27 protein-coding genes and 1 tRNA gene are annotated in these 23,957 nt (G+C 33.8%); 11 read left to right on the forward strand and 17 right to left on the reverse strand.

The genetic code is table 11. The features are described from left to right. Positions 1-41: 41 nt before the first annotated feature. The gene (locus PMN2A_RS07620; protein WP_011295232.1) at positions 42-1,265 is read right to left on the reverse strand and encodes a glycosyltransferase; all 1,224 of its coding nucleotides are present in this window, start codon (positions 1,263-1,265) and stop codon (positions 42-44) included. Between the two features lie 501 nt (positions 1,266-1,766). Here PMN2A_RS07620 and PMN2A_RS10850 point away from each other — a divergent pair. The 3 genes from PMN2A_RS10850 to PMN2A_RS07635 all read left to right on the forward strand — a co-directional run bounded on the left by PMN2A_RS10850 (position 1,767) and on the right by PMN2A_RS07635 (position 2,889). Next, positions 1,767-1,910: a hypothetical protein gene (locus tag PMN2A_RS10850; RefSeq protein WP_187146444.1), complete on the forward strand. Its 144-nt coding sequence runs from the start codon at positions 1,767-1,769 to the stop codon at positions 1,908-1,910. Between the two features lie 417 nt (positions 1,911-2,327). Further along, positions 2,328-2,621, forward strand: coding sequence for a high light inducible protein (locus tag PMN2A_RS07630; RefSeq protein ID WP_011295234.1), 294 nt, complete (start codon positions 2,328-2,330; stop codon positions 2,619-2,621). 55 nt (positions 2,622-2,676) lie between these two features. Further along, entirely contained in the window at positions 2,677-2,889 is a 213-nt protein-coding gene (locus PMN2A_RS07635; RefSeq protein ID WP_011295235.1) for a hypothetical protein, read from the forward strand. Here the strand turns inward: PMN2A_RS07635 and PMN2A_RS07640 are convergent. The 5 genes from PMN2A_RS07640 to PMN2A_RS07660 form a co-directional block, all read right to left on the reverse strand. Continuing rightward, positions 2,886-3,125 (reverse strand): hypothetical protein, encoded by a 240-nt coding sequence (locus PMN2A_RS07640; protein ID WP_011295236.1) that lies wholly within the window; start codon positions 3,123-3,125, stop codon positions 2,886-2,888. The genes PMN2A_RS07635 and PMN2A_RS07640 overlap by 4 nt on opposite strands. A gap of 57 nt (positions 3,126-3,182) precedes the next feature. Then, complete coding sequence (locus PMN2A_RS07645; protein ID WP_041711263.1) at positions 3,183-3,371, reverse strand: hypothetical protein; 189 nt, start codon at positions 3,369-3,371, stop codon at positions 3,183-3,185. Between the two features lie 175 nt (positions 3,372-3,546). Beyond that, positions 3,547-3,819, reverse strand: a complete 273-nt coding sequence (locus PMN2A_RS07650; RefSeq protein WP_011295238.1) for a hypothetical protein — start codon at positions 3,817-3,819, stop codon at positions 3,547-3,549. A gap of 147 nt (positions 3,820-3,966) precedes the next feature. Then, on the reverse strand, positions 3,967-4,344 hold the full coding sequence (locus PMN2A_RS07655) for a hypothetical protein (protein ID WP_011295239.1): 378 nt from the start codon (positions 4,342-4,344) through the stop codon (positions 3,967-3,969). A 135-nt stretch (positions 4,345-4,479) separates the two neighbouring features. Next, a complete protein-coding gene (locus tag PMN2A_RS07660) occupies positions 4,480-4,755 on the reverse strand; it encodes an HU family DNA-binding protein (protein ID WP_011295240.1) in 276 nt (91 codons plus the stop codon). Between the two features lie 732 nt (positions 4,756-5,487). Between PMN2A_RS07660 and PMN2A_RS07665 the strand changes: the two genes are divergently transcribed. Beyond that, positions 5,488-7,548: a glycogen debranching protein gene (locus tag PMN2A_RS07665; RefSeq protein ID WP_011295241.1), complete on the forward strand. Its 2,061-nt coding sequence runs from the start codon at positions 5,488-5,490 to the stop codon at positions 7,546-7,548. Positions 7,549-7,560: 12 nt separating this feature from the next. On the opposite strand, the gene PMN2A_RS07670 is transcribed toward PMN2A_RS07665, so the two are convergent. Further along, positions 7,561-7,631 (reverse strand) — tRNA-Gly (locus tag PMN2A_RS07670). Between the two features lie 136 nt (positions 7,632-7,767). Between PMN2A_RS07670 and PMN2A_RS07675 the strand changes: the two genes are divergently transcribed. From PMN2A_RS07675 to plsY, 5 genes are read left to right on the forward strand one after another with little or no spacing between them, the layout of a single operon-like run. Further along, positions 7,768-9,123 (forward strand): MFS transporter, encoded by a 1,356-nt coding sequence (locus PMN2A_RS07675; RefSeq protein WP_011295242.1) that lies wholly within the window; start codon positions 7,768-7,770, stop codon positions 9,121-9,123. Beyond that, on the forward strand, positions 9,120-9,869 hold the full coding sequence (locus PMN2A_RS07680; protein ID WP_011295243.1) for an MlaE family ABC transporter permease: 750 nt from the start codon (positions 9,120-9,122) through the stop codon (positions 9,867-9,869). Before PMN2A_RS07675 ends, PMN2A_RS07680 begins: the two co-directional genes overlap by 4 nt. Before the next feature lie 5 nt (positions 9,870-9,874). Then, a complete protein-coding gene (locus PMN2A_RS07685; protein ID WP_011295244.1) occupies positions 9,875-10,288 on the forward strand; it encodes a DUF3119 family protein in 414 nt (137 codons plus the stop codon). A 31-nt stretch (positions 10,289-10,319) separates the two neighbouring features. Continuing rightward, positions 10,320-11,348 carry a DUF3086 domain-containing protein gene (locus PMN2A_RS07690; protein ID WP_011295245.1) on the forward strand — a complete coding sequence of 343 codons (1,029 nt, stop codon included), beginning with the start codon at positions 10,320-10,322 and terminating at the stop codon, positions 11,346-11,348. Positions 11,349-11,368: 20 nt separating this feature from the next. Next, positions 11,369-11,965, forward strand: a complete 597-nt coding sequence (gene plsY / locus PMN2A_RS07695; protein ID WP_011295246.1) for a glycerol-3-phosphate 1-O-acyltransferase PlsY — start codon at positions 11,369-11,371, stop codon at positions 11,963-11,965. 4 nt (positions 11,966-11,969) lie between these two features. Here plsY and pyrF read toward each other — a convergent pair whose 3' ends face one another. Genes pyrF through PMN2A_RS07710 form a run of 3 tightly spaced genes read right to left on the reverse strand, consistent with a single transcriptional unit; the run spans position 11,970 to position 14,295 of the window. Further along, complete coding sequence (gene pyrF, locus PMN2A_RS07700) at positions 11,970-12,695, reverse strand: orotidine-5'-phosphate decarboxylase (RefSeq protein WP_011295247.1); 726 nt, start codon at positions 12,693-12,695, stop codon at positions 11,970-11,972. A gap of 9 nt (positions 12,696-12,704) precedes the next feature. Further along, positions 12,705-13,952, reverse strand: coding sequence for a tyrosine--tRNA ligase (gene tyrS, locus PMN2A_RS07705; protein WP_011295248.1), 1,248 nt, complete (start codon positions 13,950-13,952; stop codon positions 12,705-12,707). Positions 13,953-13,977: 25 nt separating this feature from the next. Beyond that, positions 13,978-14,295, reverse strand: coding sequence for a DUF1825 family protein (locus PMN2A_RS07710; protein ID WP_011295249.1), 318 nt, complete (start codon positions 14,293-14,295; stop codon positions 13,978-13,980). 318 nt (positions 14,296-14,613) lie between these two features. On the opposite strand from PMN2A_RS07710, the gene PMN2A_RS07715 reads away from it, so the two are divergent. Together PMN2A_RS07715 and PMN2A_RS07720 are read left to right on the forward strand one after the other, a co-directional pair. Beyond that, positions 14,614-15,213: a hypothetical protein gene (locus PMN2A_RS07715; protein WP_011295250.1), complete on the forward strand. Its 600-nt coding sequence runs from the start codon at positions 14,614-14,616 to the stop codon at positions 15,211-15,213. Positions 15,214-15,251: 38 nt separating this feature from the next. Continuing rightward, positions 15,252-16,739, forward strand: coding sequence for a leucyl aminopeptidase (locus tag PMN2A_RS07720; protein ID WP_011295251.1), 1,488 nt, complete (start codon positions 15,252-15,254; stop codon positions 16,737-16,739). A gap of 65 nt (positions 16,740-16,804) precedes the next feature. Here the strand turns inward: PMN2A_RS07720 and msrA are convergent, their stop codons facing one another. From msrA to purC, 7 genes are all read right to left on the reverse strand, one after another. Then, positions 16,805-17,416, reverse strand: a complete 612-nt coding sequence (gene msrA, locus PMN2A_RS07725; RefSeq protein ID WP_011295252.1) for a peptide-methionine (S)-S-oxide reductase MsrA — start codon at positions 17,414-17,416, stop codon at positions 16,805-16,807. Next, positions 17,416-18,588 (reverse strand): lipid-A-disaccharide synthase, encoded by a 1,173-nt coding sequence (gene lpxB / locus PMN2A_RS07730; RefSeq protein WP_011295253.1) that lies wholly within the window; start codon positions 18,586-18,588, stop codon positions 17,416-17,418. The genes msrA and lpxB overlap by 1 nt, the downstream gene beginning before the upstream one ends. Next, positions 18,585-19,442 (reverse strand): acyl-ACP--UDP-N-acetylglucosamine O-acyltransferase, encoded by an 858-nt coding sequence (gene lpxA / locus PMN2A_RS07735; RefSeq protein ID WP_011295254.1) that lies wholly within the window; start codon positions 19,440-19,442, stop codon positions 18,585-18,587. The genes lpxB and lpxA overlap by 4 nt, the downstream gene beginning before the upstream one ends. A gap of 4 nt (positions 19,443-19,446) precedes the next feature. Beyond that, positions 19,447-19,854: a 3-hydroxyacyl-ACP dehydratase FabZ gene (gene fabZ / locus PMN2A_RS07740; RefSeq protein ID WP_011295255.1), complete on the reverse strand. Its 408-nt coding sequence runs from the start codon at positions 19,852-19,854 to the stop codon at positions 19,447-19,449. 63 nt (positions 19,855-19,917) lie between these two features. Then, positions 19,918-20,763: a UDP-3-O-acyl-N-acetylglucosamine deacetylase gene (gene lpxC / locus PMN2A_RS07745; RefSeq protein ID WP_011295256.1), complete on the reverse strand. Its 846-nt coding sequence runs from the start codon at positions 20,761-20,763 to the stop codon at positions 19,918-19,920. After that, complete coding sequence (locus PMN2A_RS07750) at positions 20,763-23,066, reverse strand: BamA/TamA family outer membrane protein (RefSeq protein WP_011295257.1); 2,304 nt, start codon at positions 23,064-23,066, stop codon at positions 20,763-20,765. The genes lpxC and PMN2A_RS07750 overlap by 1 nt, the downstream gene beginning before the upstream one ends. Before the next feature lie 54 nt (positions 23,067-23,120). Next, complete coding sequence (purC, locus tag PMN2A_RS07755; RefSeq protein ID WP_011295258.1) at positions 23,121-23,864, reverse strand: phosphoribosylaminoimidazolesuccinocarboxamide synthase; 744 nt, start codon at positions 23,862-23,864, stop codon at positions 23,121-23,123. Positions 23,865-23,957 lie beyond the last annotated feature (93 nt).

A 23,957-nucleotide genomic window follows, 5' to 3' on the forward strand; every position in this document is an offset into this window, starting at 1 on the left:
TCACTACTCGAATAAGATCACACCTTACTTAATTAGGATTTTCATGATGAAGAAGTAAGGTCACTAGTAGCAATGTCACAAGAATTGACATGTTCCCTCCAAGCTCTATTTATGGTTTTGGCAAATTTATCTTTAAAAGAATCTTGAGAAAAAGAATTACTCCAATCTCTAATTAACTCAGGTTTTAAATCTCTCCAAAGTTGCTTTTGCTTGAAAAATTCGATTGCTTCAACCAGGGACTTTACTGTCTGAGAAGGGAACAAAAGGCCAGTTGCTCCTTTGTCAGAATCAGAATGAAAACATTTAACCGTATCTAAAACCCCTCCCTTACCAAAAGCAATCACAGGAGCACCTGAGGCCATCGCCTCCACAGGAGCTATTCCAAAATCTTCAATACCAGCGTAGACAAAGGCTCTACATCTGCTCATTAGACTTTCAATCTTCTCTTTGCTTTGAAAACCAATAATTTGAACAGTTGGACCTGCAAGTTTTTTTAAATATTCCTTTTCCACTCCGTCGCCAACAATTATTAAAGGTAATTTGAGCCTATTAAAAGCCCTAACAAGTAAATCAACCCTTTTATTAGGAACCAATCTACAGACACTTAAATAGAAATCTTCCCTAGGCCTATTCCATTCAAAACGATTTACATCTACAGGTGGATGTAACACCTCTGAACGCCTTCTCCAATACTTCCAAATCCTTTTTGCCGTAAAATTAGAATTGGCCAGCAAGTAATCTACTCTTGAGCTACTTAATTGATCCCATTGCCTCAAAGTATGCAATTGCCATCTAATTAACGGCCCTAAACCAATTCTTCTTAAAAAAGATCTTTTCAAATATATATTCATTTGATCCCAAGCGTATCTAACAGGTGTATGGACATAACTAATATGAAGTTGATCAGGCGATGTCAAAATACCCTTAGCGACAAGATGATTACTGCTTAAGATCAATGGATACCCCTCAAAATCGAGTTGCTCAATCGCAAAAGGCAAAAGTGGTAAATATTGTTGAACATGTGAAATCCCGAATGGTAAATTTTGAATAAAGCTAGTTTTTACTTTTCGATTAAATAACCAGCTATTTTTTTCTAACCTCTCTTCATTAACCAAAGAAAATAGTTCTGGCTTTGATGCAATTTCAGTTAACAAATCATCAATTACCTGAACAACATTCTCAGCACCTCCTGTCGATCTTGGAGTAAACCACTCATGCACTAATGCAATATTGCTTGGAAGATCTAAAGATGAATTTACGCTCAAAGTAATATCCTTAAATCCTAAAATTATTTTTATTTTATTACAACATAGATATTATGACAAGATATGATAAAATTATCAATTGTTCAAAATTAAATTATTTTTCACTAAGCGTAATAGCTTATCAAATTATTTTCCTAAAAAGAAATACCTATCTTATCTATTGATGATATTAATGGATCATAAAAGTTGTGAAAGAAACTGCCACTAAAAGAGAATAAATAAACTAATCCACTTAAGAGACCTAGAGAAATAAAGTACCTAACATAGCCAGTTCTTCTTTCCAATCTAGAAACTGAAAAAAGCATAATTAATAAAAAGATTAAACCTATTGACTCGGAAAATAGTAAAGCTGATCTATCAACAACTAATTCAAAATTACTTCTCAAAATAAGATCGTTTCCCACAATATTCTTTTTTAATAAAATAAAATTAAATATCTCAGAGAAGGTTAAACTGATAATAATAAAATACGAAACTGGCTTTGTAAGCCTGTTCATTGTTTTGCTAAAACTTAATAAGAGCAGAGCTGTAAAAAAAGATGCAATTAATGGCATCCCAGGAATTAGCCAAGTAAGATTTAACAACATGGTTATCAAAGAAGCTTCATTTTATGTACAGCCACAAGTTCTTTTATTAGTTCTTTAAAACAAAGAATAAAAAAACAAGCTGAATCTAAAATAATACTAATAGGCCTGGGGCTTTTCATTTTAGAAAACGATATAATAATTTTTTAGCAAAAAAATGAGTCAAAAACAAGCTATCAATTGATAGTCAAACAAAACTTAATAGGAACAAAATAAAATCTTTTTACATTTACATAACTCTTTTCTTTTTTTGTGTAAGGAATATAAACTACTAATACATACAACTTAAAAATAATAATATTCTAATAAATAGAATATTATTATTTTTACTGATTCTTATTAAAAATTTAGATTATTTTCTAAATGATGCATAAAGATAATGATTTAAAAAAATCTAAAAGATATCGCCACATATCAAAAAGACAAAACTCATATCAAACTAGATTATAATTAGACTATAGAAAAGCTTTAAACTCAAATGTCCGAGAATGATTCTGAAACCAATAATCAAAGTATCAATTCAGATCTAGATGATACAAAAACAATCCAAACCAGTAATGATCCAAAAATAATTGATCAAAGTCAAGACCTCCATTCGTACCCTAAATGGATAAATAATAAAGGGGAAGAGGTAAAACAAGTTTTTGGTTTTAATGAGAATGCTGAACTCGTTAATGCCAGAGTCGCTATGATCGGTTTTTTAATGCTCATACTCACTGAATTAGCTTTTGGTGGCGAACCAGCAACGCTCAAAATTTTTGGAATTAGCTAGAAATCAAATCTTTATATTATATTTATTCCATTAACTCACTTACTTTTTACAAGCTATGAATAAAAAAACATTAATTGGTGTCTCATATGTATCTGCTTGGGTGATTCTTTGGGGCACAATTGGTTCACTTATTGATTTTTATTTCCTTCAAAATACATATCTTCCTGGATCAATAGGGCAGTTTGCAACATTTATAATTACAGCTTTTCTCTCTTCAATTATTGCCATATATATTTTCCCAACTATAAATAATAAATTTATAAGTTAATAACGATAACGTTCAACTACTTGAGAAGGCTTGTCATTGATTCCTTTCTGATAAAGAATCCATTGATTAGTTTCTAGATCGTGATCACAACCCAAGCCTTCTAGTTCAACAGATTGCAATCGTAATTCATAATGACATTGCTGATCAGCTTCAAAAGCGGATTTATAGCCAGTAAAAAAATATAAATATCCAAGAATAATTGCTATTAAAGAAATAAACACAATACTTATTTTCATAAAAGCTAATCAATCATTAATGATATATTAGCTTTTCTCGTAGACAAAAAAAAGAATTTATAATTTTTTCTCTTTTCCTGTTTCTAAAGGTATCTCACATTCAGTTAAATCATGATCGTTTAAACGATCCAATATACGAACCATATCAAGAGCTGACAGCTCCCCATCAGTTCCCCATTTAAGAGTTGTCTTTCGCTGTTGAGGGATTTTTTTCGCCTTGTCCTCCTGGCTTCTTTTTTGGGCCATTACTACTAAGATTTCTCTAATAAAAATATTAAAATATAGAGATTGCATCTCAAAACTCAAAAAAGAATTCTTAGCCAAACTTTACTTTTATTTTTTATTAGTAGTATTTCCCTGTTTTTATAAATCCGACTAAATTGTTCCTAATGATTGAATTATTAGGTTTATAAAACAGCTATCATCGTCCAAAATTGTAAACAAACTCTTGAAATCCAGGATTGTAAAAGTAAACAAGTACACTAATAACTAATAAGACATTTAAACCAATTACTATTGAACCAATAATAACTCTCTGACGCTTACCTGGGACTTTATATTTCATGCCAGCTGGCAGGTTAACTAATACATCTGGATCATTAGAAGTTGATTTCTTAAACTTATTGTCCTTAACCTTATTGGCCTTGGTTGCCTTATCATTAGTTTTTTTGGAATTAAAAGCTTTAGAGCCCATTTTCTTAGTTAGAAGAATTTCTTTATCTTTATACTTCTAAGCTTACTTAAGCGAATCAGATAAAAACCTCTTTTGTTCTAGTTTTTCACATTAGTTTGTTAACTAACTCAGAAATCAATAATCAAGTGATAAATTTATTGATTATATTTAGCAATATTTCTTGATCGAATCAATAATACTTTTAGCTTCTTTTCTTTTGAAATTAGAATTCATAGCCATTATTAAATTTGCCTCTAAACCTAGTAATCTAGTCTGACAAGAAAACTTTTTATTTATTGCAGCCCTTTTTTGATAGTCATTTATTTTAAATAATGCTTCCTTGCAGGATTTGATGTTTTTATAACATCTAATCACCAAAGTATCAATTTCCAGAAATTCTTTGGATTCTATTGATATCAGTGGATTTAAAGGAATGAATATATATATATAAAGAACAAGTAAGAATTTAATTTTTTCAAATGTATAACTAATCAAAACATAATCTCCAATAAAATGTGTTGATAATTTCTTTAGTATGACTAACAATAGCTACGTAAATAATAAGAAAGCTTATTTTCTTAATCATACAAAGTTGAGATTTTCACAAAAAAAAGGGACTCATTTTTAAAGAGTCCCTTATAAAAATAAAAAGGTAAGTAAGCAAAACAGCTTTTTAAAAACTCATCCCTGAACACGGTCTTTAAACAATTTCCCAGCTGTAAATGCAGGGACTCGCTTAGCAGGTATTGCTATCTTTTCTCCAGTTTTAGGGTTAAGTCCCTGACGTGCAGAACGATCGCGGGGCTCAAATGAGCCAAACCCCAGAATGGAGACTTTCTTACCCTCCACTACAGAATCAATAATTGTATCTATGGCGGCATCAACTACCAGAGAGACGTCTGTTTTAGTTAGCTCTGTACGAGCAGCAACCAGGTTGACTAAATCTGCTTTGTTCATTGGAAGGATTGTATGTAGCAGGGAGTAAGAGGAGGGAAACCAATATGAAATTAGTTTCCAAAAAACTCAATCTTGCTAATCGTATGGACCAAATCACTTACCTGCAACCCAAAGTGCTTGTGCCAGTAAGCTTTTTAAAAAATATATCTGCATTTTTTCTTCATTGAATAATCTTTCCAAGATTCAAACTAGATAGCTTAAGAAAGATGCAAGTTTTCTATTTTTCCCAAGAAGCCTGTCAGGGAAAGACTTCTGAAAAGATATATTTCTAAATTCATTCTAAAGAAGAGCTCTGAGGTGTGAAATTAATTATTTTTTCTAACAAAAATAAGACATTTAATTAAATTCTCATGAATTAACAAAGGTCTGCAGAACAGCACATTTATTGGTATTACAAAATAATATCCACTCTAAAAAAGAGAAAAATAAATGAAAAATCAGATTATTTCTAGCTCTAGGACATCCATTTTGAAGCTGTAATACCTTAAAGCTCTAAAATTTTGATTTTCAATTGGAATAAGAATCTCTTTAAAATTCGTCCAAAACCCAAAACTCATCAAATCAACGAAGTTATCTCGCCAAAACGATTTAGTATTCATTTTTAAATGAATCAAATGCCTAATACAAGTTTCTTTTATGATTGAATTTCGTTTTTTATAACTTGTTAAAACAAACTAAGCACCTAACTTGTAGGGAAAGTTACTTGATTATTTTTGTAAAGGACAAACACAATTGGGAAAAGTAAAAGTTGGTTCAGCATGGCCTTTGGGTAGCTCCGTTACTCTTGATGGGGTTAATTTCTCTATCGCAGCACCACATGCAACAAATTTAGAATTATTAATCTTCCAGAATGAAGATGACGAGTATGCAAAAGAAACAATATCCTTAGATCAGAAAAATAGGTCTGGAGATTATTGGCACGTTGAAATAGAGGGTCTAGCTGAAGGAACTTTATATGGATATAAAGTATCAATTGATGGGCAAAAAGCTGCCGAGGACCATCTTGTTTTAGATCCATGTGCCAGAGCAATTACAGGGTGGAAGAATTACATAAGGAATCATAAAGAAAAAGTGAATAGAGGTTATGCTCATTGCCTCAAGGGAGTAGTAACTAAAAGAGATTATTTTGATTTCAAATCTCACCCTAGGCCTAAACATTCATGGAATAAAACTATTATTTATGAATTACATGTTGGTGGATTTACGAAAAGTAATGATTCAAGTGTTAGTGAAAGAAAGAAAGGTACATTTTTAGGATTAATTGAAAAGATACCTTATCTTAAAAGTCTTGGCATTACAACTATTGAATTACTTCCGGTATTCGCTTTTGATTCTAACGATGCCCCTGAAGGACTTGTTAACTATTGGGGATATAGTCCTATTAATTGGTTCACGCCACATCAAGATTTTGTAGATAGTTGTAATCCATTAGAAGCTAGGAGACAATTCAAAAAATTAGTAGAAGTTTGCCATGATAATGAGCTAGAAGTATTAATAGATGTTGTTTATAATCACACAACAGAAGGGAATCAAAATGGTCCAAATATAAGTTGGAAAAATTTTGGTCCTAAAACTTACTATCATCAAGACGATAAAGAAAATTACCAAGATGTGAGTGGATGTGGAAATAGTATTGCCGCTAATCGTCCTTTAGTTAGAAAATTAATATTGGAATCATTGCGTTGTTGGGCAATTGAGTTAGGTGTTGATGGATTTCGTTTTGACTTAGGTATTGCTTTGAGTAGAGGCGAAAATTTAATTCCTTTAGATAAACCTCCCTTATTTGAAGAAATAGAAGCAGATCCTAAACTTAGCGATGTGAAATTAATCAGTGAGCCTTGGGATTGTGGTGGACTTTACAAACTAGGTGATTTTCCAGCGAAACAATTCAGAACTTGGAATGGTCATTTTAGAGATGATATTAGACGATTTTGGAAAGGAGATAAAGGCACAATCTGGCCACTTAAAGATAGATTAATAGGTAGTAAGTCCCTATATAAAGATAATAATTTAGCAAATATATTTAGTATTAATTTCATAACTTCTCATGATGGATTCACATTAAAAGATCTAGTAAGTTTTAACAAAAAGCATAACCTTGCAAATGGGGAAAATAATAGAGATGGGGAGAACAATAATAATAGTTATAATTATGGAGTTGAAGGACCAACTACTGATAAAGAAATAAATAATTTAAGGCAAAAACAACAAAGAAATCTTCTTGCAACACTTCTTTTATCTCCTGGAGTACCAATGATTTTAATGGGAGACGAATTAGGTAGAAGCCAAGGGGGGAATAACAACACATGGTGTCAAGACAACCCACTTGGTTGGATGGATTGGAATCACAACAATTGGGATCATGACTTAAAAGAATTTGTATTAAAGCTGATATCTCTAAGGAAACAACTATCTGAATTTTTCAGTCCTGATAGTATTTATGATTGTCAAAAAGATAATACCAAGGTCAAAACATCTTATTTTTGGATTCAGTGGCATGGCATTAAAGTTAATAAACCTGACTGGGGTGACTGGTCACATACTCTTGGATTTAGCATTAACAAAAACAATGATGGCTCAGCAATTTGGCTTGGCTTCAATGCTTACAAAGAATCAATGCTTTTTGACTTACCAACCCCAATTTCTCCTTGGAAAAAATATATTGATACGTCTATCTTGAAAACTAAAAATGTCTCCAAAAAAACCCTAGCGAATCAATCAAATGTTCGGATTGAAAGTAACAGTCTTGTTCTTATGGTCTCCAGCGAGTATTCAAAAAAAATTAAGCTATGAGAATCAAAATTAAGCGGGCGGCGGGAATCGAACCCGCATCATCAGCTTGGAAGGCTGAGGTTTTACCACTAAACTACGCCCGCGCTAGAAATAAAAACTACTCACTGTTGGAGTAAAAGTTAATTTAGCTTTCTCCATTATTACCTTGCGAGTCCCATTATCCAAAAAAGAGTGAATAATTCCACATCGCTTTACGAAGGAAATAATCGCACAAGACTAATGATCTCTTATGCAATGGGAGATGCTGGAACGGGATTAGCCGCAATACAGCTAGGTACTTATCTATTTCTTTTTTTTACTTGTGCTGCAGGAATTCCTGCATTTATTGCAGGCTCGCTTCTGATGGTTTCAAAACTTTGGGATGCGATAAATGATCCTCTAATTGGATGGATGAGTGATCGCACCAGATCAAGATGGGGGCCAAGGCTTCCATGGATGATTGGAGGTGCTGTTCCACTTGGTTTATTCCTTGCCGCAATGTGGTGGGTCCCTCCTGGAGATATAGATGCGAAAACAATTTATTACGTATTTGCAGCAATTTTTTTGATGACAGCTTATACAGCAGTAAATCTACCTTTTGCAGCATTATCTACTGAGCTAACTGAAAATATAGCTATTAGAACAAGACTTAATGCTGCAAGATTTACTGGATCTATTATAGCTGGAACCACTGGATTAATAGTGGCTGCAGGCTTCTTATCTCAAGGAGTAGAAGGTTATACTTCGATGGGGAGAGTAACAGGAGTTATTGCTACTTTTACCACGTTAATTGCTTGCTGGGGACTAGCCCCATTTGCAAAAAAAGCCAGAAAGCCCACTTCTCAATCTGAACCTTTTAATCAGCAGCTAAAAAGAGTTTTAAATAATAAACTTTTCACACGAATTATTGCTCTTTACTTGCTGCTTTGGTGCGGACTCCAATTAATGCAAACCGTTTCATTAATCTATCTTGAGCAAGTAATGCTTGTTCCAATAGAAATTTCAAAATGGATCCCTATACCATTTCAAATTAGTACTCTATTAGGTCTACAGTTTTGGAGCTTTTACTCCAATAAATATGGAAGAATATCAGCACTATTCAAAGGTGGGAAAATATGGGTATTAGCCTGTTTTTTAGTTATATTTATGCCACCAATAACTAAAGGAGTCAGTATCAATTCTTTATTAGCCTTTGGTAATATTGATGGTATAAAGATGCTAATTCTTTTATTTATAATTATTTTAGTAGGGTTTGGAGCTTCTACAGCATATCTTATTCCTTGGTCTTTACTTCCTGATGCTATTGATCAAGATCCCGAAAAGCCTTCAGGAATATATACAGCATGGATGGTTTTTATTCAGAAAATAGGTATTGGTTTAAGCGTTCAATTTCTAGGAGTTCTTTTATCTTTATCAGGATATAAATCATCCACTAATTGCTTATCAAGTCTTGAAGACTTAGATCAACCTCTAACAGCAATTATTACTATTAGATTATGCATGGGATTAATACCTTCTTTACTAGTAATTGCTGGATTAATAACTATGAAACCGTGGCGAAGTTTAGATTTCAAATCTAGGAGATTAAGTAAATGAACTACTCACCTCGTTGGCTAAGAAGGTTTTTTAGCAGTATTTTAATTGGAGGGCAAGCAATTGCATCAATAGCTAAAGGGAATATAAATAAATCAGATTTAATAGATCAATTAATGGAGGCAGGGCCAGGAAGCTTCCTTATCGTCTTAATAACAGGCATTGCAGCAGGAACCGTTTTCAATATTCAAGTCGCAGCAGAATTAAGTAAACAAGGATTAGGTTCTGCTGTTGGAGGACTTTTAGCAATTGGTATGGCAAGAGAGATAGCTCCTTTACTTACCGCAACTCTTCTTACTGGAAAAGTTGCAACTGCTTATGCTGCTCAAATAGGAACAATGAAAGTTACTGAACAAATAGATGCTATTACGATGTTACAAACAGATCCCGTTGAATATCTAGTTGTTCCAAGGATATGCGCAATGGTTGTAATGGCGCCAATTCAATGCTTACTATTTTTTTCTATCGCTTTATTTAGCGGTCAATTTAGCAGCACCATTCTCTATCAGATTCCACCAAGCATCTTTTGGAATTCAGTTAGAGAATGGCTGATAACATCTGATCTTCCTTTTATGCTTGTTAAAGCATTGGTGTTTGGTCTCTTAATCGCAATTATTGCTTGCGGATGGGGATTAACCACAAGAGGCGGGCCAAAAGAAGTAGGTTCAAGCACTACTGGAGCTGTAGTTATGACTCTAATAACCGTTTCTTTAGTAGATGTTTTACTCACCCAAGTTCTTTTTGCCTAAAAACCATGACTTCTGAAAATCTTGTTGCTAACGATGGTGTTATTTTATCGCCTTCTTATCGTTTACCCATCTTCATAATATTGGCGGGCTTATTATTCTTAATAACACCATTTAATCCTTGGCCAACTATTGTAATCAGCAGTTTTGGATTTTTCCTATTACTGCAATCATTTACCTTAAAACTAAAATTTACCAAGGACGATTTAATTGTCATGCAACTTGGGAATGAATTAAGAAGATTTCCTTTTAAAAATTGGATAGCATGGAGAATTATATTACCTAAATTGCCAGGTTTTCTCTATTTTAGAGAAGAAGCAAGTCCTCATCTATTGCCTATACTTTTTGAGGTCAACTCATTAGAAGAACAGCTAAGGTTAAGGGTCAAGGATTTAGAAATACAAAAAGAAGTAGACTCATGAAAATCTAAAACTTAATTGAAGTTTTTGAAATATGGAATCCGAAGAAAATCTATCTGAAGAGAAACAAAATTCAAAACAGAATATTTCTGTGGACAATTCTTCTTCAATAAAAAATACAACTCAAAAACCCCTCGAGAAGCAAACTAAATCACAAAGTGTAATTAGTCCTGAAAACAATCAAAAAGCCTCTATCGCGCAGACGCAGCCTATCATTGACATTGCGCTTAAAGATCTTCAGCTTTCACGTCAGCAGTTAGAGAAAGAATTAGAGGAACTTTCTCAAAAAAAAGTACAAATTGAAACTGAACTTAAAAGCTCATTTACAGGCCAATCTGATGCGATAGCAAGAAAAGTTAAAGGTTTTCAAGAATATTTAACTGGTGCATTACAAGATCTAGCTCATTCAGCTGAGCAACTAGAGCTGGTTGTTCCGCCAGTTATTGTTAAGCCATCGCCACTTGATGAAAATAAAAAAATTGAGCCTCCTAAAGAGAAAGAAGTTATCTCTGCTGTTTCTGATACTTTCAAACCTGATGAGACTTTAATCAGAAGCTGCTTTAGTCAATTTCTAGAACAACCTGATTTCTATGCTGAACCATGGAAACTTAGAAGAAGTCTTGAATCAATTGATATTGAAATGCTTGAAGATTGGTTCTTCAGCATGGGGGGAAGAGGCGCTCAACCAAGCAGAGGGAGTAGATCAAAGAATGCTTTAGTTACCGCAGGGATCATTGCAATTTTAGGTGAGTTATACGGCGAACAATTTCAGACTTTAGTTTTAGCCAGTCAACCAGAGCGACTGGGAGAATGGAGAAGATGTCTCCAAGATTCATTAGGACTTAGCCGTGAGGATTTCGGGCCAAATAGCGGAATAGTGCTTTTCGAGAGATCCGATGGACTAATTGAAAGAGCAGATCGACTTGAAGAAAGAGGTGAGTTGCCTTTGATAATTATTGATGCGGCTGAAATTAATGTAGAAGTTCCCATTCTTCAGTTTCCTATTTGGCTTGCTTTTGCAGGAAGTCCCAATGAGATTTATGAAGATGATGGATTAATATAAAAATTCCAATTGAAATTATTTTGAATCTTTTAATTCTATTTTTTGGATATTTATTCGGATCTTTTCCTAGTGGTTATTTAGCTGGAAGAATTGCAAAAGGAATTGATATTCGTTCATTAGGTTCTGGGTCTACAGGAGCAACAAATGTATTAAGACATATAGGAAAGCGTGCAGCAATTACAGTTTTTCTACTAGATGTATTCAAAGGAGTTCTATCTATTTTATTAGCAAAATATTTACTACTAAATGATTCTTGGCAAGTGGCTGTAGGTCTGTCAACTTTAATTGGTCACATTTGGCCTGTCTGGCTTAATTGGAAAGGTGGTAAAGCTGTAGCAACAGGGTTAGGAATATTTCTTGGTCTTTCATGGCAAGTTGGACTTGCCACTTTAGGCGTTTTCATCATAATGATTACATTATTTAGAATAGTATCACTTGCAAGTGTTAGCGCATCATTAGCTCTGCCTTTAATAATGTTTCTAAGCTTTAGTGGTTCAAATCTTTCTTTACCATTTTTAATTGTTTCACTATTAGCTATGATATTAGTGATTTGGAGACATAGAGAGAATATAGTTAGGCTAATTAGGGGTAAAGAGCCAAGAATCGGACAGCCCTAAGAAATTAAATACTAATTTTATCGCAAAAACTCTTAAACATATAAGCAGAATCATTTGATTGGGTAATTGCTCTTCCGATAACTAACTTTGATGCTCCCATCTTAATAGCTTCGGATGCATCAGAAACCCTAGATTGATCATTAATATTTGAACCTAATGACCTTATCCCTGGAGTTATCAACTCAAAAGTCTCAGGGTAAGATTCACGAAGGAATTGAACCTCTTTAGGACTACAGACACATCCTCCTAAACCAGAATTCGATGCAATCTCTGCCAGGTGCTTAACACGTTGATTGATTGATTGATTAATTAGAAGATCATTACAAAAACTTTCGCGAGTCCAACTCGTCAATATTGTAATTCCCAAAAGTTTTGGCGGAATTAGATTAACTTTAGCGGCTCCTTCTTTTGCGGCTTCATTGGCCATCTTTAGAGCCTTCATACCAGCGCAAGTATGCAAAGAAATAAATTCAGCGCCAGTTTGTGATGCTGCGAAACATGCTCTAGCAACTGTTGTAGGAATATCATGAAACTTAAGATCTAAAAATATTTTTTTACCCTTTTCTCTTAACATTGATAATACGTCTGGTCCTTCACTAACAAACAACTCGAGTCCAACTTTAACCCAGACAATTTCAGGTATTTTTTTCAATAAATTGACAACATCATCTTTATCCATTCCATCTAAAGCAATAATTATTTTTTCACTTGGATTATCAATATTTTTCATAACGATCTATCAAGTTGAAACACGAAGAAATTTCTTCTTTCCTACTTGTAATATTTTTCCTATGAGATCATCTGGAGTGTGAAACTCTAAATTAGGATCCATAATTTTTTTCCCATCAATTCTCACTCCTCCTCCAAGAATTTGTCTTCTTGCTTCACTGCTACTTGAACACATTTCCATCTTACTAAATAAATAAAATGCTTTAGCTGGAAAATTCACATTAGAAACTGATGCTTCTGGTATTTCCTCAAGAGAATCTTTAGTACCTAAAACTAATTTTTCAGAATTAAATTGAGCATTTTTTGCTGCCTCAATTCCTTTAAAATTAGATGTTACTTTTAAAGCCATAAATTTCTGAACCTCTCTTGGATTTGAACTTAATTCTTTTAAGTTTTCATTAGTGAGTAAATTTAAATATGTAAGAACCAAATCATCTGGAACCTTTTCTAATTTTGAATACATAGATAATGAATCTTCATTTATTCCTACAATATTGTCTAAGCTTTTACTCATTTTTCGTGCCCCATCTAATCCAACTAAAATAGGTAATAGCATTCCAAATTGGGGTTTCTGTCCAAAAGCTTTTTGCAGATCTCGCCCCATAGCAATATTAAATTTTTGATCTGTACCACCAAGTTCCACATCAGAATTGATCGCAACAGAATCATATCCTTGAAGAAGCGGATAGAGAAATTCATGAAGAGATATAGGAGTGCCAGATTTATATCGATTACTAAAGTCTTCCTTAGCCAGCATTTGACCAACTGTTGAATTTGATAAAAGTTCTATAACTTTAGACAAATTAAGATTTTCAAGCCACTCACTATTTCTTCTGATTTCTATGCGACTGGGAATTGAAAAATCAAGTAATGAATCTTTGGGATCTTTACCAAGTCCTAATTGCTCAAGGTAATTCAATGCATTTGATTGAACCTCATCTTTTGAAAGCTGAATTCTAGTTTTACTCTTTCCAGTTGGGTCTCCAATCCTTGCTGTGAAATCTCCGATTATAAGTATTGCCGTATGTCCAGCATCTTGGAAAGCTCTTAATTTTCTAAAAAGAATGCTATGACCTATATGAATATCAGTTCCTGTTGGATCAATTCCAAGTTTTACACGTAAAGGCTTTTTATCTACAGATGAAAGTTCTAATCTTTTTAGAAAGCTTTGATCTGAATCTCCTGAATTATCATTAGGGAAAAGATCATCTAACCCTCTAGAGATCCAATCAGGTAATTCATTGATGTGATCTAACATAGTCTAAATATTAAAAGGGTAATAATCATTTATCCAATTCTGATTTCATTCTCACCAAAGTTTTATTCATCTGATCAAACATTTGATCAGGAGTAATTCCAAATTGACTCAACTGAGTCTTTAACTGCTCTACTGTCATTTTTGCCTGAAAATCTTCTGAAAGTTCAAATCTTTTCATAAAAACTTTATACCTTTCCATTAAATTTTCCATAGTATCAATAAACATTACTTTTCCCTCTCTATCAAATTTTCCATAATCAGAACCTAATTGCATCAGATTCTGATAATCAGTGAAAAGTTTTTTGGCCTCTTCTTGAACAATTTCGGACTCGAAAAAACTCATATCCTTGACCCAAGCTGATAGAAAAATTGCTCGATTTTGAATTTAACGACTACCATTGATAGTAACATTCAATTCTGAAGATAATCTTAGGCCATTTCCACCTAAAAGCATTTGTTTAAGAAGTGTAAATAGCCACACCACAAAAAAATATAATTCTTATTCAAAAAACATAAAAACTTACTAATGAAGAAAAACTCTTTTTATCTGTTCTTTACAAGCTAAACTCAAACTGTAATCAATCCAAATAATATAAAAACCCAGTTATCTCATGATAAAAAATATTAATTGATCATTATTTTTTATTTTAACCTATTTAAAATGAAAAAATTAAATCTTCAATGTGATTTATTTAACAATAATAATTTAAATTTTTCAGACAAAGGTCCTCTTCAAGATGTATTTATTGACAAAAAAATAATTAAGGAATGGCAAGCAAAAATCATTACTCATCAATCTCCCATTTTTAAATCCGGCCATATAGATGTAAATCAATATTCACTATTTGAATCTAGTTCAGATGAGTTAAATGCATCTTTCAATCCAATTGAACTTACTCCTTTACCTTTAAGTTTTTGGAGGTGGCCGAAAGCAATGCATGAGGGGCCTGCAGTTTATTTTGTAATGGATGAAATTATTGATTCGGGTGAAAATATAATTTTATATATCGGAGAAACAATTTCTGCAGAAAAAAGGTGGAAAGGAGAACATGACTGTAAAGATTATATTTCAAGTTATTCAGATTCTCTACATAAAGCAAATGTGAAAGCCAAGTTAAGCATTCGTTTTTGGCTAGATGTTCCAACTAAAACCAAGGAGAGAAGAAAATTAGAACAAAAGCTTATCCAAGCATGGCTTCCACCATTTAATAAAGAGACAAGGGAAATATGGGCAACGCCATTTACTTCTCAAATCAATTAGTAAAAAATTGTTATCATGCATACAAGCTTAAAAATTAAATGCAAGTTTCAGCAGTTTCCAAAGAAATTAACGAATGGTCAGGATCAGTTCTCATAGCTGGGATTTTGGAAGGAACAATCGAAAGCCAAATTAATTTATTTAAGGCAATAATAAAAGATACTTTTTTGAGCCAAAGGTTTATTGATTCAAAATTCGAAGGCAAAAAAAATCAGAAATTATCAATTGAACTAATAGAAGGCAAAGTTAAAAAACTAATTTTTGTAGGCTTAGGAAAGCCCGAAACTCTACGAATTGATGATCTGCGAAAAGCAGCTTCAATTGGTACTCGTCAAGTTTCAGGCTATGAAAGAAAGTTAGGTATATTTTTCCCTTGGGATGCATTTGACCCTTCCTCGGCTGCATGCGCAGTTGGCGAAGCAGTTCGATTGTCATCTATTAAAGATTTTAGATTCAAATCAGAACCAAAAGAACCTACTCCAATAGATGAAGTTGAATTAATAGGTTTGGACACCAAAACCACTAAATCAGCGATTGATGAAATAAATCCAATTTGCGAAGGAGTTAAATTTGCAAGAGAACTTGTTTCAGCCCCTCCCAATTTTCTTACACCATATCAAATGTCGAAAGAGGCTGAAAAGTTAGCCACTGATTATGATCTTGATCTGAAAGTTCTAGATAGAAAAGAGTGCGAAAATCAAGGGATGGGAGCTTACTTAGCAGTTGCTAAAGGATCAGATCTAGATCCTAATTTTATACATTTAAAATATTCCCCAAAAAACGCAAAAAACAAAGTCGTATTAATTGGCAAAGGCTTAACTTTTGACTCTGGTGGATACAACTTAAAAGTAGGCGCATCTCAAATTGAAAAAATGAAGTACGACATGGGAGGGAGTGCTTCTGTTCTTGGAGCAGCCAGAGCCATCGCAGAATTAAAACCGAATAACATCGAGGTTCATTTTATTGTTGCTGCTTGCGAAAATATGATTAACGGTTCTGCATTGCATCCTGGAGATATCATCAAAGCTTCGAATGGGAAAACCATTGAAGTAAACAATACCGATGCAGAAGGAAGGTTAACTTTAGCTGATGCTTTGGTTTATGCATGCAAACTGAAGCCTGACGCAATAGTAGATCTAGCAACTCTTACTGGGGCTTGTGTCATTGCATTAGGAGATGAAATAGCAGGTTTATGGACTGACAATGATCAGCTCTCTGAGCAATTAACGAAAGCTGCGGGTAAAGCTGGAGAGGGTATTTGGAGAATGCCAATGCAAGATTCATATAAATCTGGAATTAAATCAACTATTGCTGATTTGCAAAACACAGGGCCTAGGCCAGGGGGGTCAATTACTGCAGCCTTGTTTCTCAAAGAATTTGTGAACTCAAGCATTCCATGGGCGCACATTGACATAGCAGGTACATGCTGGACAGAAAAAGATAGAGATATAACTCCAAAGGGTGCTACTGGTTATGGAGTTAGAACGTTAATTAATTGGATCAAGGAGTTGAGTCTAAACACCAATTAATTTATTCACGCATAATCAATAGATCTCAAATATATATATTTGAGATCTATTGATTAATTATTTTATTAATACTTATATTCACCCCAGACTTTTTTTAATCTATTATCTCTTCCACAACTGCTCCTATAAAAATTGTATTTGAGTGGATTTTTAACTGCAAAATCTTGGTGATAGTTCTCTGCCAACCAAAACACTTTTGACTCAACGATATCAACCTTTAATTGCTCCAAGGGTATATTCAATCCAACAGAGATAGTTTCTTGACTCTCTTTTGCATCTCGCTTTTGTTCTTGATTAGATGTAAAAATAACTGGCTTATATGAATAACCTCTATCACAAAATTGTCCATTATTATCAAAAGGATCAATATTAACCCAATATTGCTTAAGTAAATCTTTATAGCTAATAATGTCAGAATCAAAAACAACTTTCACAACTTCTTGATGCCCACTATGATCTTGATACGTGGGATTAATCAAATCTCCTCCAGAGTATCCACTTTCCGCAGAGACGACTCCATCAAGTTTTTCCAGATCATGTTCTAGGCACCAAAAGCAACCACCTGCAAAAATAGCTTCTTCTGATTCGGCAAATGCTTGCAAAGGACAAGCTATTAATAATTGCAAAAGTATAGAAAATACTATTAGTCTTCTGAAGATTTTATGCATAGAAATCATTAAATTAATAAGTCTAGAATATCCTTTGATGCTCTATCTGTAACTCCAGGTTTTCCTAATTTATCTTTCAATCTTTCATAACCAAGCTTTATGTCCTCTTTTGTTGAATTATCTTCAAGGATTTTTAATGCTGCATTAAAAATTTTATCCGCTTTAAAGTCCTCTTGTATAAACTCTGGTATTAACATTTTATTTAAAAGAAGATTAACTGGAGAAATATATTTAACATTAAATCTTAATAAATATCTTGCGAAAAAAGCAGTAACTCTACTTACTTTATATCCAACGATTTGCGGAACTGAGTTTAGAGCCAATTCCATATTTATTGTCCCAGACTTAGCTAAAGCAAGATGAGCCGCTGAAAATAGAAATGGTTTTAAATCGTCAACTTCATTAGACAAAATAATCCTTCCAGAAAGAGCATATTCTTTTAATGAATCATTTAAAAGTTCATTAAATTCATTTAATCCCGATGGTATTAGAACAGTAATAGAAGGATCTTTTTCCTGAAGAAGCTTAGCTGCTTTTAGTAATGTGGGTAAAATATATTTAAGTTCTTGTTTGCGAGAAGCCGGGATAATAAGAAGAAGTTTCTGATCAGAAGTTAATCCTATTCTTCTCAAAGCTTCTTCTCTAGTAGGAATATTTCGATAGAAATCCAACATTGGATGACCTACAAATTTTACATTTCCTCCCTTGTTTGAATAAAATTTAGCTTCCTCTTCAAAGATAGCTAATATTTTATCTGTAAAACTAATCAAATCTGTTGTACCCGAATCCCCTAATCTCCATGCCCATTCCTGAGGCGCAATATAATAGATTATTGGAATATTAGGGAACTTTTTTTTTACTTTTAATCCTAGTCGAATATTTGGCCCCATATAATCTATTAAAACAACTGCATCAGGAGGGGAAGAACTTAAGTAATTGTCAATTTTTGATTGTGCATTTAATGTTGGTAGAACGTAAGGGAGAGCTTCTAAAAAACCAATCGCACCTATCGAAGAAGTATTAGATATTAATTTAGCGCCTGCTTCCTGCATCCTTTCACCACCTAAAGCAATTATCTCTAATTCAATTTTCCTTTTCTCGGCATTTGTCTTTAACGCATTTATTAATAAACTTCCCTGCAAGTCTCCAGAGACTTCACCAGTGCTGATTAATAACTTCATTTTTTATTAGTTGAAATAAAGTAAGGCATTGGGCCTCTTCTACCTTTCCCAATAGAGAGTTCTATAAATCCACATAATCTTGCAGAAGATTGTAATAAATTCTCTTGTCTTGCCCTTTTTAAACCATCAGAAATTACATATTCAGATTTAAATAATAAGTTCCAAATTCTTTTCAATTGTAGATATTCTTCTTTATTCTCTTTATCTAAAGTTTGCCTTTTAATTCCAACTTTATTTAGTCCCCGCATTCTTCCAGGATGTCCCTCCACCAAGCAAAATGGAGGAACATCTCTATCAACTCTTGTCATGCCCCCAACCATAGCTAAATAACCAATATGAACAAATTGATGTATCCCCAAGCATCCTCCAATAACAGCTCTATCTTCAACAACAACGTGACCTGCAATTTGCACGCTATTAGCTATAACGACACTGTTTCCGATATCACAATTATGTCCTAAATGTGAATAGGCCATTAACAAATTCTGATTCCCAACTATAGTTTTCTCCCCTTCAAAGGTGGCCCTATTAATAGTTACACATTCTCTAAAAGTATTATCATCTCCAATTAAGACATCAGTAGAGTCTCCTCCATACTTCAAATCTTGGGGTTCTAATCCAATACATGCTCCTGGGAAAATCTTATTATTAGATCCTATTTTTACTTTACCCTCGATAATTACATTTGCTCCTATCCAAGTATTAGGACCAACGATCACATCTGGACCAATAACAGAGCCTGAACCAACAGATACACCTCTGCCAAGTTCAGCTTTTGGAGAGACGTCCGCAAATTCATGAATATTTACTTTGTTATCTGCAATTAAGCTTTGAGAAGATTGACGTTCACTCATTACTTCAATCCACAAGAGAGAACATCAAATCTCCGGAACAAACCAACTGATCATCCACTTTTGCTTCTCCCTTAACTTTTCCAAATCTCTTTCTTTTGATGCTTATCAACTCACAAGATATCAATAATTGATCCCCTGGAACCACTGGACGCCTAAACCGAACCGAATCAATCCCAGCGAACACAAAAAGCCCTTTTGGAAGATCAGGCATTTGAGAAACAATCAAACCACCGACTTGAGCCATTGCTTCTACTATTAAAACTCCAGGCATTAGTGGTCTATCAGGAAAATGGCCTTGAAATTGCGGCTCATTAAGAGTGACATTTTTTATTGCCACAGCTTTCTTGCCTTGATCATGTTCTATCACTCTGTCAACAAGCGCAAAGGGATATCTATGTGGCAAAAGCCCCATTATTTGCTCGCTATTTAAAACAAGAGGTTGAGAAGGAGAAATGTCAGTCAAAATAAGATTTAATTAGGTTAATACCTTTTTAAGAGAAGCTGCAAATTCAGCATGAAGAGCATGAGACCCTTTATAAACAAAAATTTGCGCTTTCGGTAATCCAACAAAAGCTAAATCTCCAATCAAGTCAAGCAATTTATGACGCACTGGTTCGTTTGCAAATCTCAAGGGTGGATTCACCCAAGAATCACCATTACAAACCAACGCATTTTCAAGAGCTCCACCTTTAATTAGACCAGCTTTCTTTAATTCTTCTAACTGATCAAGAAAGCCAAAAGTTCGCGCAGGTGCAATTTCTTTAACAAAATTATTTGGGGACAGCTCAATAGAAAACATTTGCTGTCCAATTGCCTTATACGGGAAATCAATCAAACCTACTAATTTCAATTTTTCTGATGGTATTGCAAAAATCACACTTTCTCCTTTGCTGACAAAAATTGGAGATTTGAGTTCCGGCCTTGGTCTGGGAGATGTAATGGAATTAATCATTCCTACATTTTGAATTTCCTCGATCCAACCAATAGCAGAACCATCAAGTAAGGGAATCTCACTGCCAGTAATTTCTATATGTGCATGAGTTAAGCCTGCTCCAAGTAATGAAGCCAACAAGTGTTCAACGGTAGCTACTTTTTTTCCATTCAAATCAAGAGTTGTACATAAAGGCGTATTCCTTACTTGTGAAATATCTATGGGAGTAACTTTATTGGGTTCACTTGAAAAAGAGATATGAAATCCTGTTAATTCTGTTGGCTTAATTATTACTGTGCATTTAAGACCTGTATGCAATCCAATACCATCTTTTTTAATTTCATTTTGAAGCGTCCAACCTTCTTCATAGTCATCGGGGAAAGAGAACACTAGAATTTCCAGCCAATTCCGATGTTATAGCGCCAATTACCACTGAAATCTTGAGTCGCCGCCTCTATTCGAATTGGGCCAACAGGTGTATTAATGACTGCACCTGGTCCAACAGAAAAACCAGAGCCTGGTTTTTCTAGAATTTTTCCAGGCTTCCCTGGAACATTTGATTGAGAGCCAAAATCAGATCCTGCGTCAACAAATAGGACCCCAGAGACTAATCGCCAAATAGGAAATCTATATTCTCCTGTTGCCTCTCCAAAATTTCTTGCGACGCCTAAGTCACAAGAGTTCCAACCCCGAACAGAGCTGGCTCCTCCTAAGCAAAATGCTTCATAAGGAGGTAAATCTCCGATGATTGTTCCAATCTTTGCTTGAAAACCTATCGATTGAGAGCAATCTGATTTTTCTCCAGGCTTTGGTCGACAACCCTTATGAAACTTCAGCCAATTAACAGGATAAAAACGAGAATAACTAACCCGAGTTCTATTAAAAGTCGGTGAATTCTCACCTAAGCTAATAAATTGTTCAGAACCAATATTTAAATAATCTCCAGAGGTTGGATTTCTTGAATTATCTAAATTATTATAAGTAACTGCACTTTTAAAACTAACTAGTGTATTCTCTGTAGAGCAATTATACGCAACGCAAATAACTTCATTCTTAGGAACTTTCCCATCTATAAAATTTGTAGATGCTACGCCATAAGGTCTTTTATCTCCGGCATAGTCTATTGGCTTAACTTTCTGGAAGTTTGCACCAATAAGCACACTCCAAGGAACCTTTTTTAGAGGCTGACCACCATTTAAAGGTCTTGCGAAAGAGAAGCCACCTCCTGTTCGCTCTAAGACAATAGAATCACCCTCATAATCAAACCAGCTAAACTGAGGTGCAGATAACTGAGCAGAATAAAGATTAGTAAATGGCCCAGTTTCTATTAAAGTATTATTATTATTTAGGTTTAAGTTTTGAGATTGATTAGTGTCGTAACTTGTTAACGAATTCGGGGCTTCATATCTATCTGTAACTCCTCTAATACTTCCACCCTCTTGACTTCTAAATTCTTGAGGAACCTCCCTACTTAAATATAATGAAGTTCTAAAAGATGTTCTATGTTTATCATTTTTAATCCATGGATCATATAAGGAAAGATTTAGCAGTGCTCCATATTCACCATAAGTCAAATTCATATTTGATGACCATGATCTTCCCACCAGATTGGACTCTTGTAATCCGATCTGTCCAAACACACCTTGACCTCCACTATAACCAAGCCCACCCGTCAAAGAGCCTGTTCTTTGTTCTGTTATACCTAGTGAAACTATAATCTTTCCAGGTTCCGAGATTACTGGTTTAAGAGTTACTTTTACATCACTAAAAAGTGACGTTGAGTATAATCTTTTAATATCTGATTCTAATTTGTTTCTATTAAAAATATCTCCAACTTTAGTTATTAATTCTCTTTTAATTACCCATCTCTTAGTTTTTCCTTTTATTAAATTTCCTTTTTCATCTTCTGCATTTCCATCCTCATCTATAAAATTTATCTGGATACCAGCAATATATCCTTCTTGAATATTAAGTTCAACTCTACCTTCTTTGGTCACACGACTTGGACCAGATATCCTTGACAAGGAGTATCCTTGACTAGCATACCAATCCTTAATTTCCTTAATCCTTATTTGTAGAGTATTGAGATTTAAGGTCTTACCATAATCATTATTAAAAATCTCATTTAATTTTGTATTTGATAGTTTTCTTTCAAGCGGAAGTATACTTATCTTATTTAATATTGGATTAGGTTCAATCTTAATCAGAAGTTTAACTCCTAGAGGACTCTGCAAAGACTCGATTTTTGCACCAGAGAACCAGCCTGTTGAATAAATTCGATCTAAATCCTTCTTAACTTCTGCGCTTGTAACTTTACTACCAGGCCTAATTAACATTGCATCATAAGCAATAACTTCCAAGCGCTCTTTGTCAGGATGATCTTCAAGTCCCTCAATAACAATCTCTGAAATTAATACTCTTTTTTCTTCAACAACAATATTTTCATCTTTTTGATTTTCCCCCTCAGAAATCAAAAAATTATCGAAATTTAAATTAAGTTTATTAGGATTTAATTGATCACTAAATTGTAATCTTTTACTCTGCTTATTTTGAACAAACAATTGATTTTCACTTGAGACTATCTTAGAGGCTTTAGTCTCTCCAAAAAGGCTGATAAAAGGGAATGCGAAAGCAATGGCATATGCAGCTCTGCCTATTAATTTTCTATTAGAACTTGCGTGTCTTTTGAACATAAATTTCAAAGCAATTCAATTAAGTGAAGGAATCTTTGGCCAAGAACAATTTGCTTAAGAAGAATTAGAAGAATCTCTCTCTATTCGTTTCAAAATCTCCTCATAAGCATCTATCACCCCTCCAAGATCTTGCCGAAAGCGGTCTTTGTCAAGGATACGTTCTTTAGGGTCAGAATTTGTTTTATCCCAAAATCTACAATTATCTGGACTTATTTCATCAGCAATCACAATTTCGCCTAATGAGTTAAAACCGAACTCTAATTTAAAGTCAACCAATAATAAATCGAGATCATCAAAATATTCTTTTAAAATTTTATTTACATTTTTAGTAATTGTCTCTACCTTTTCTATCTGCGAAGTACTTATCAAATCTAGCAGTTTTAATCTTCTTTCTGTAAGTATAGGATCTCCTAATTCATCATCTTTATAATAATAATCGAGGAGTGGAGGGTTTAATATTGTTCCTTGATTGATCGGTGTTTCTCTACATAGTGACCCTGTAGCAATATTGCGAATAACAACTTCTAAAGGGATCACATTGATTTTATTCGCAATCATGAATGTTTCCGATTGAAGTTCTAAAAAGTGTGTTGGAATTCCATTCAATTCAAGCAATTTAAAAAGTGCCGCAGAAATTTTGCAATTTAAGCGCCCTTTCCCGTCAATCTCTGATCGTTTTTTTGCATTAAAAGCTGTAGCATCATTTTTGAATTCTATTAAAACCCTATTTGGATTTTCACACGCAAAAACTCTTTTTGCTTTGCCTTCATAAATTAGTGATCCTTGGATATGATTCATTAGTACCTCAGATATCTGATTAGTATAAATAGCCAATGCTACAAAAATCACCTCAATCAAGATAAATTGATTTGAAACCTAAACTCCAAACAA

The sequence above is a fragment of the Prochlorococcus marinus str. NATL2A genome, assembly GCF_000012465.1.
Classification (GTDB): Bacteria; Cyanobacteriota; Cyanobacteriia; order PCC-6307; family Cyanobiaceae; genus Prochlorococcus_B; species Prochlorococcus_B marinus_B.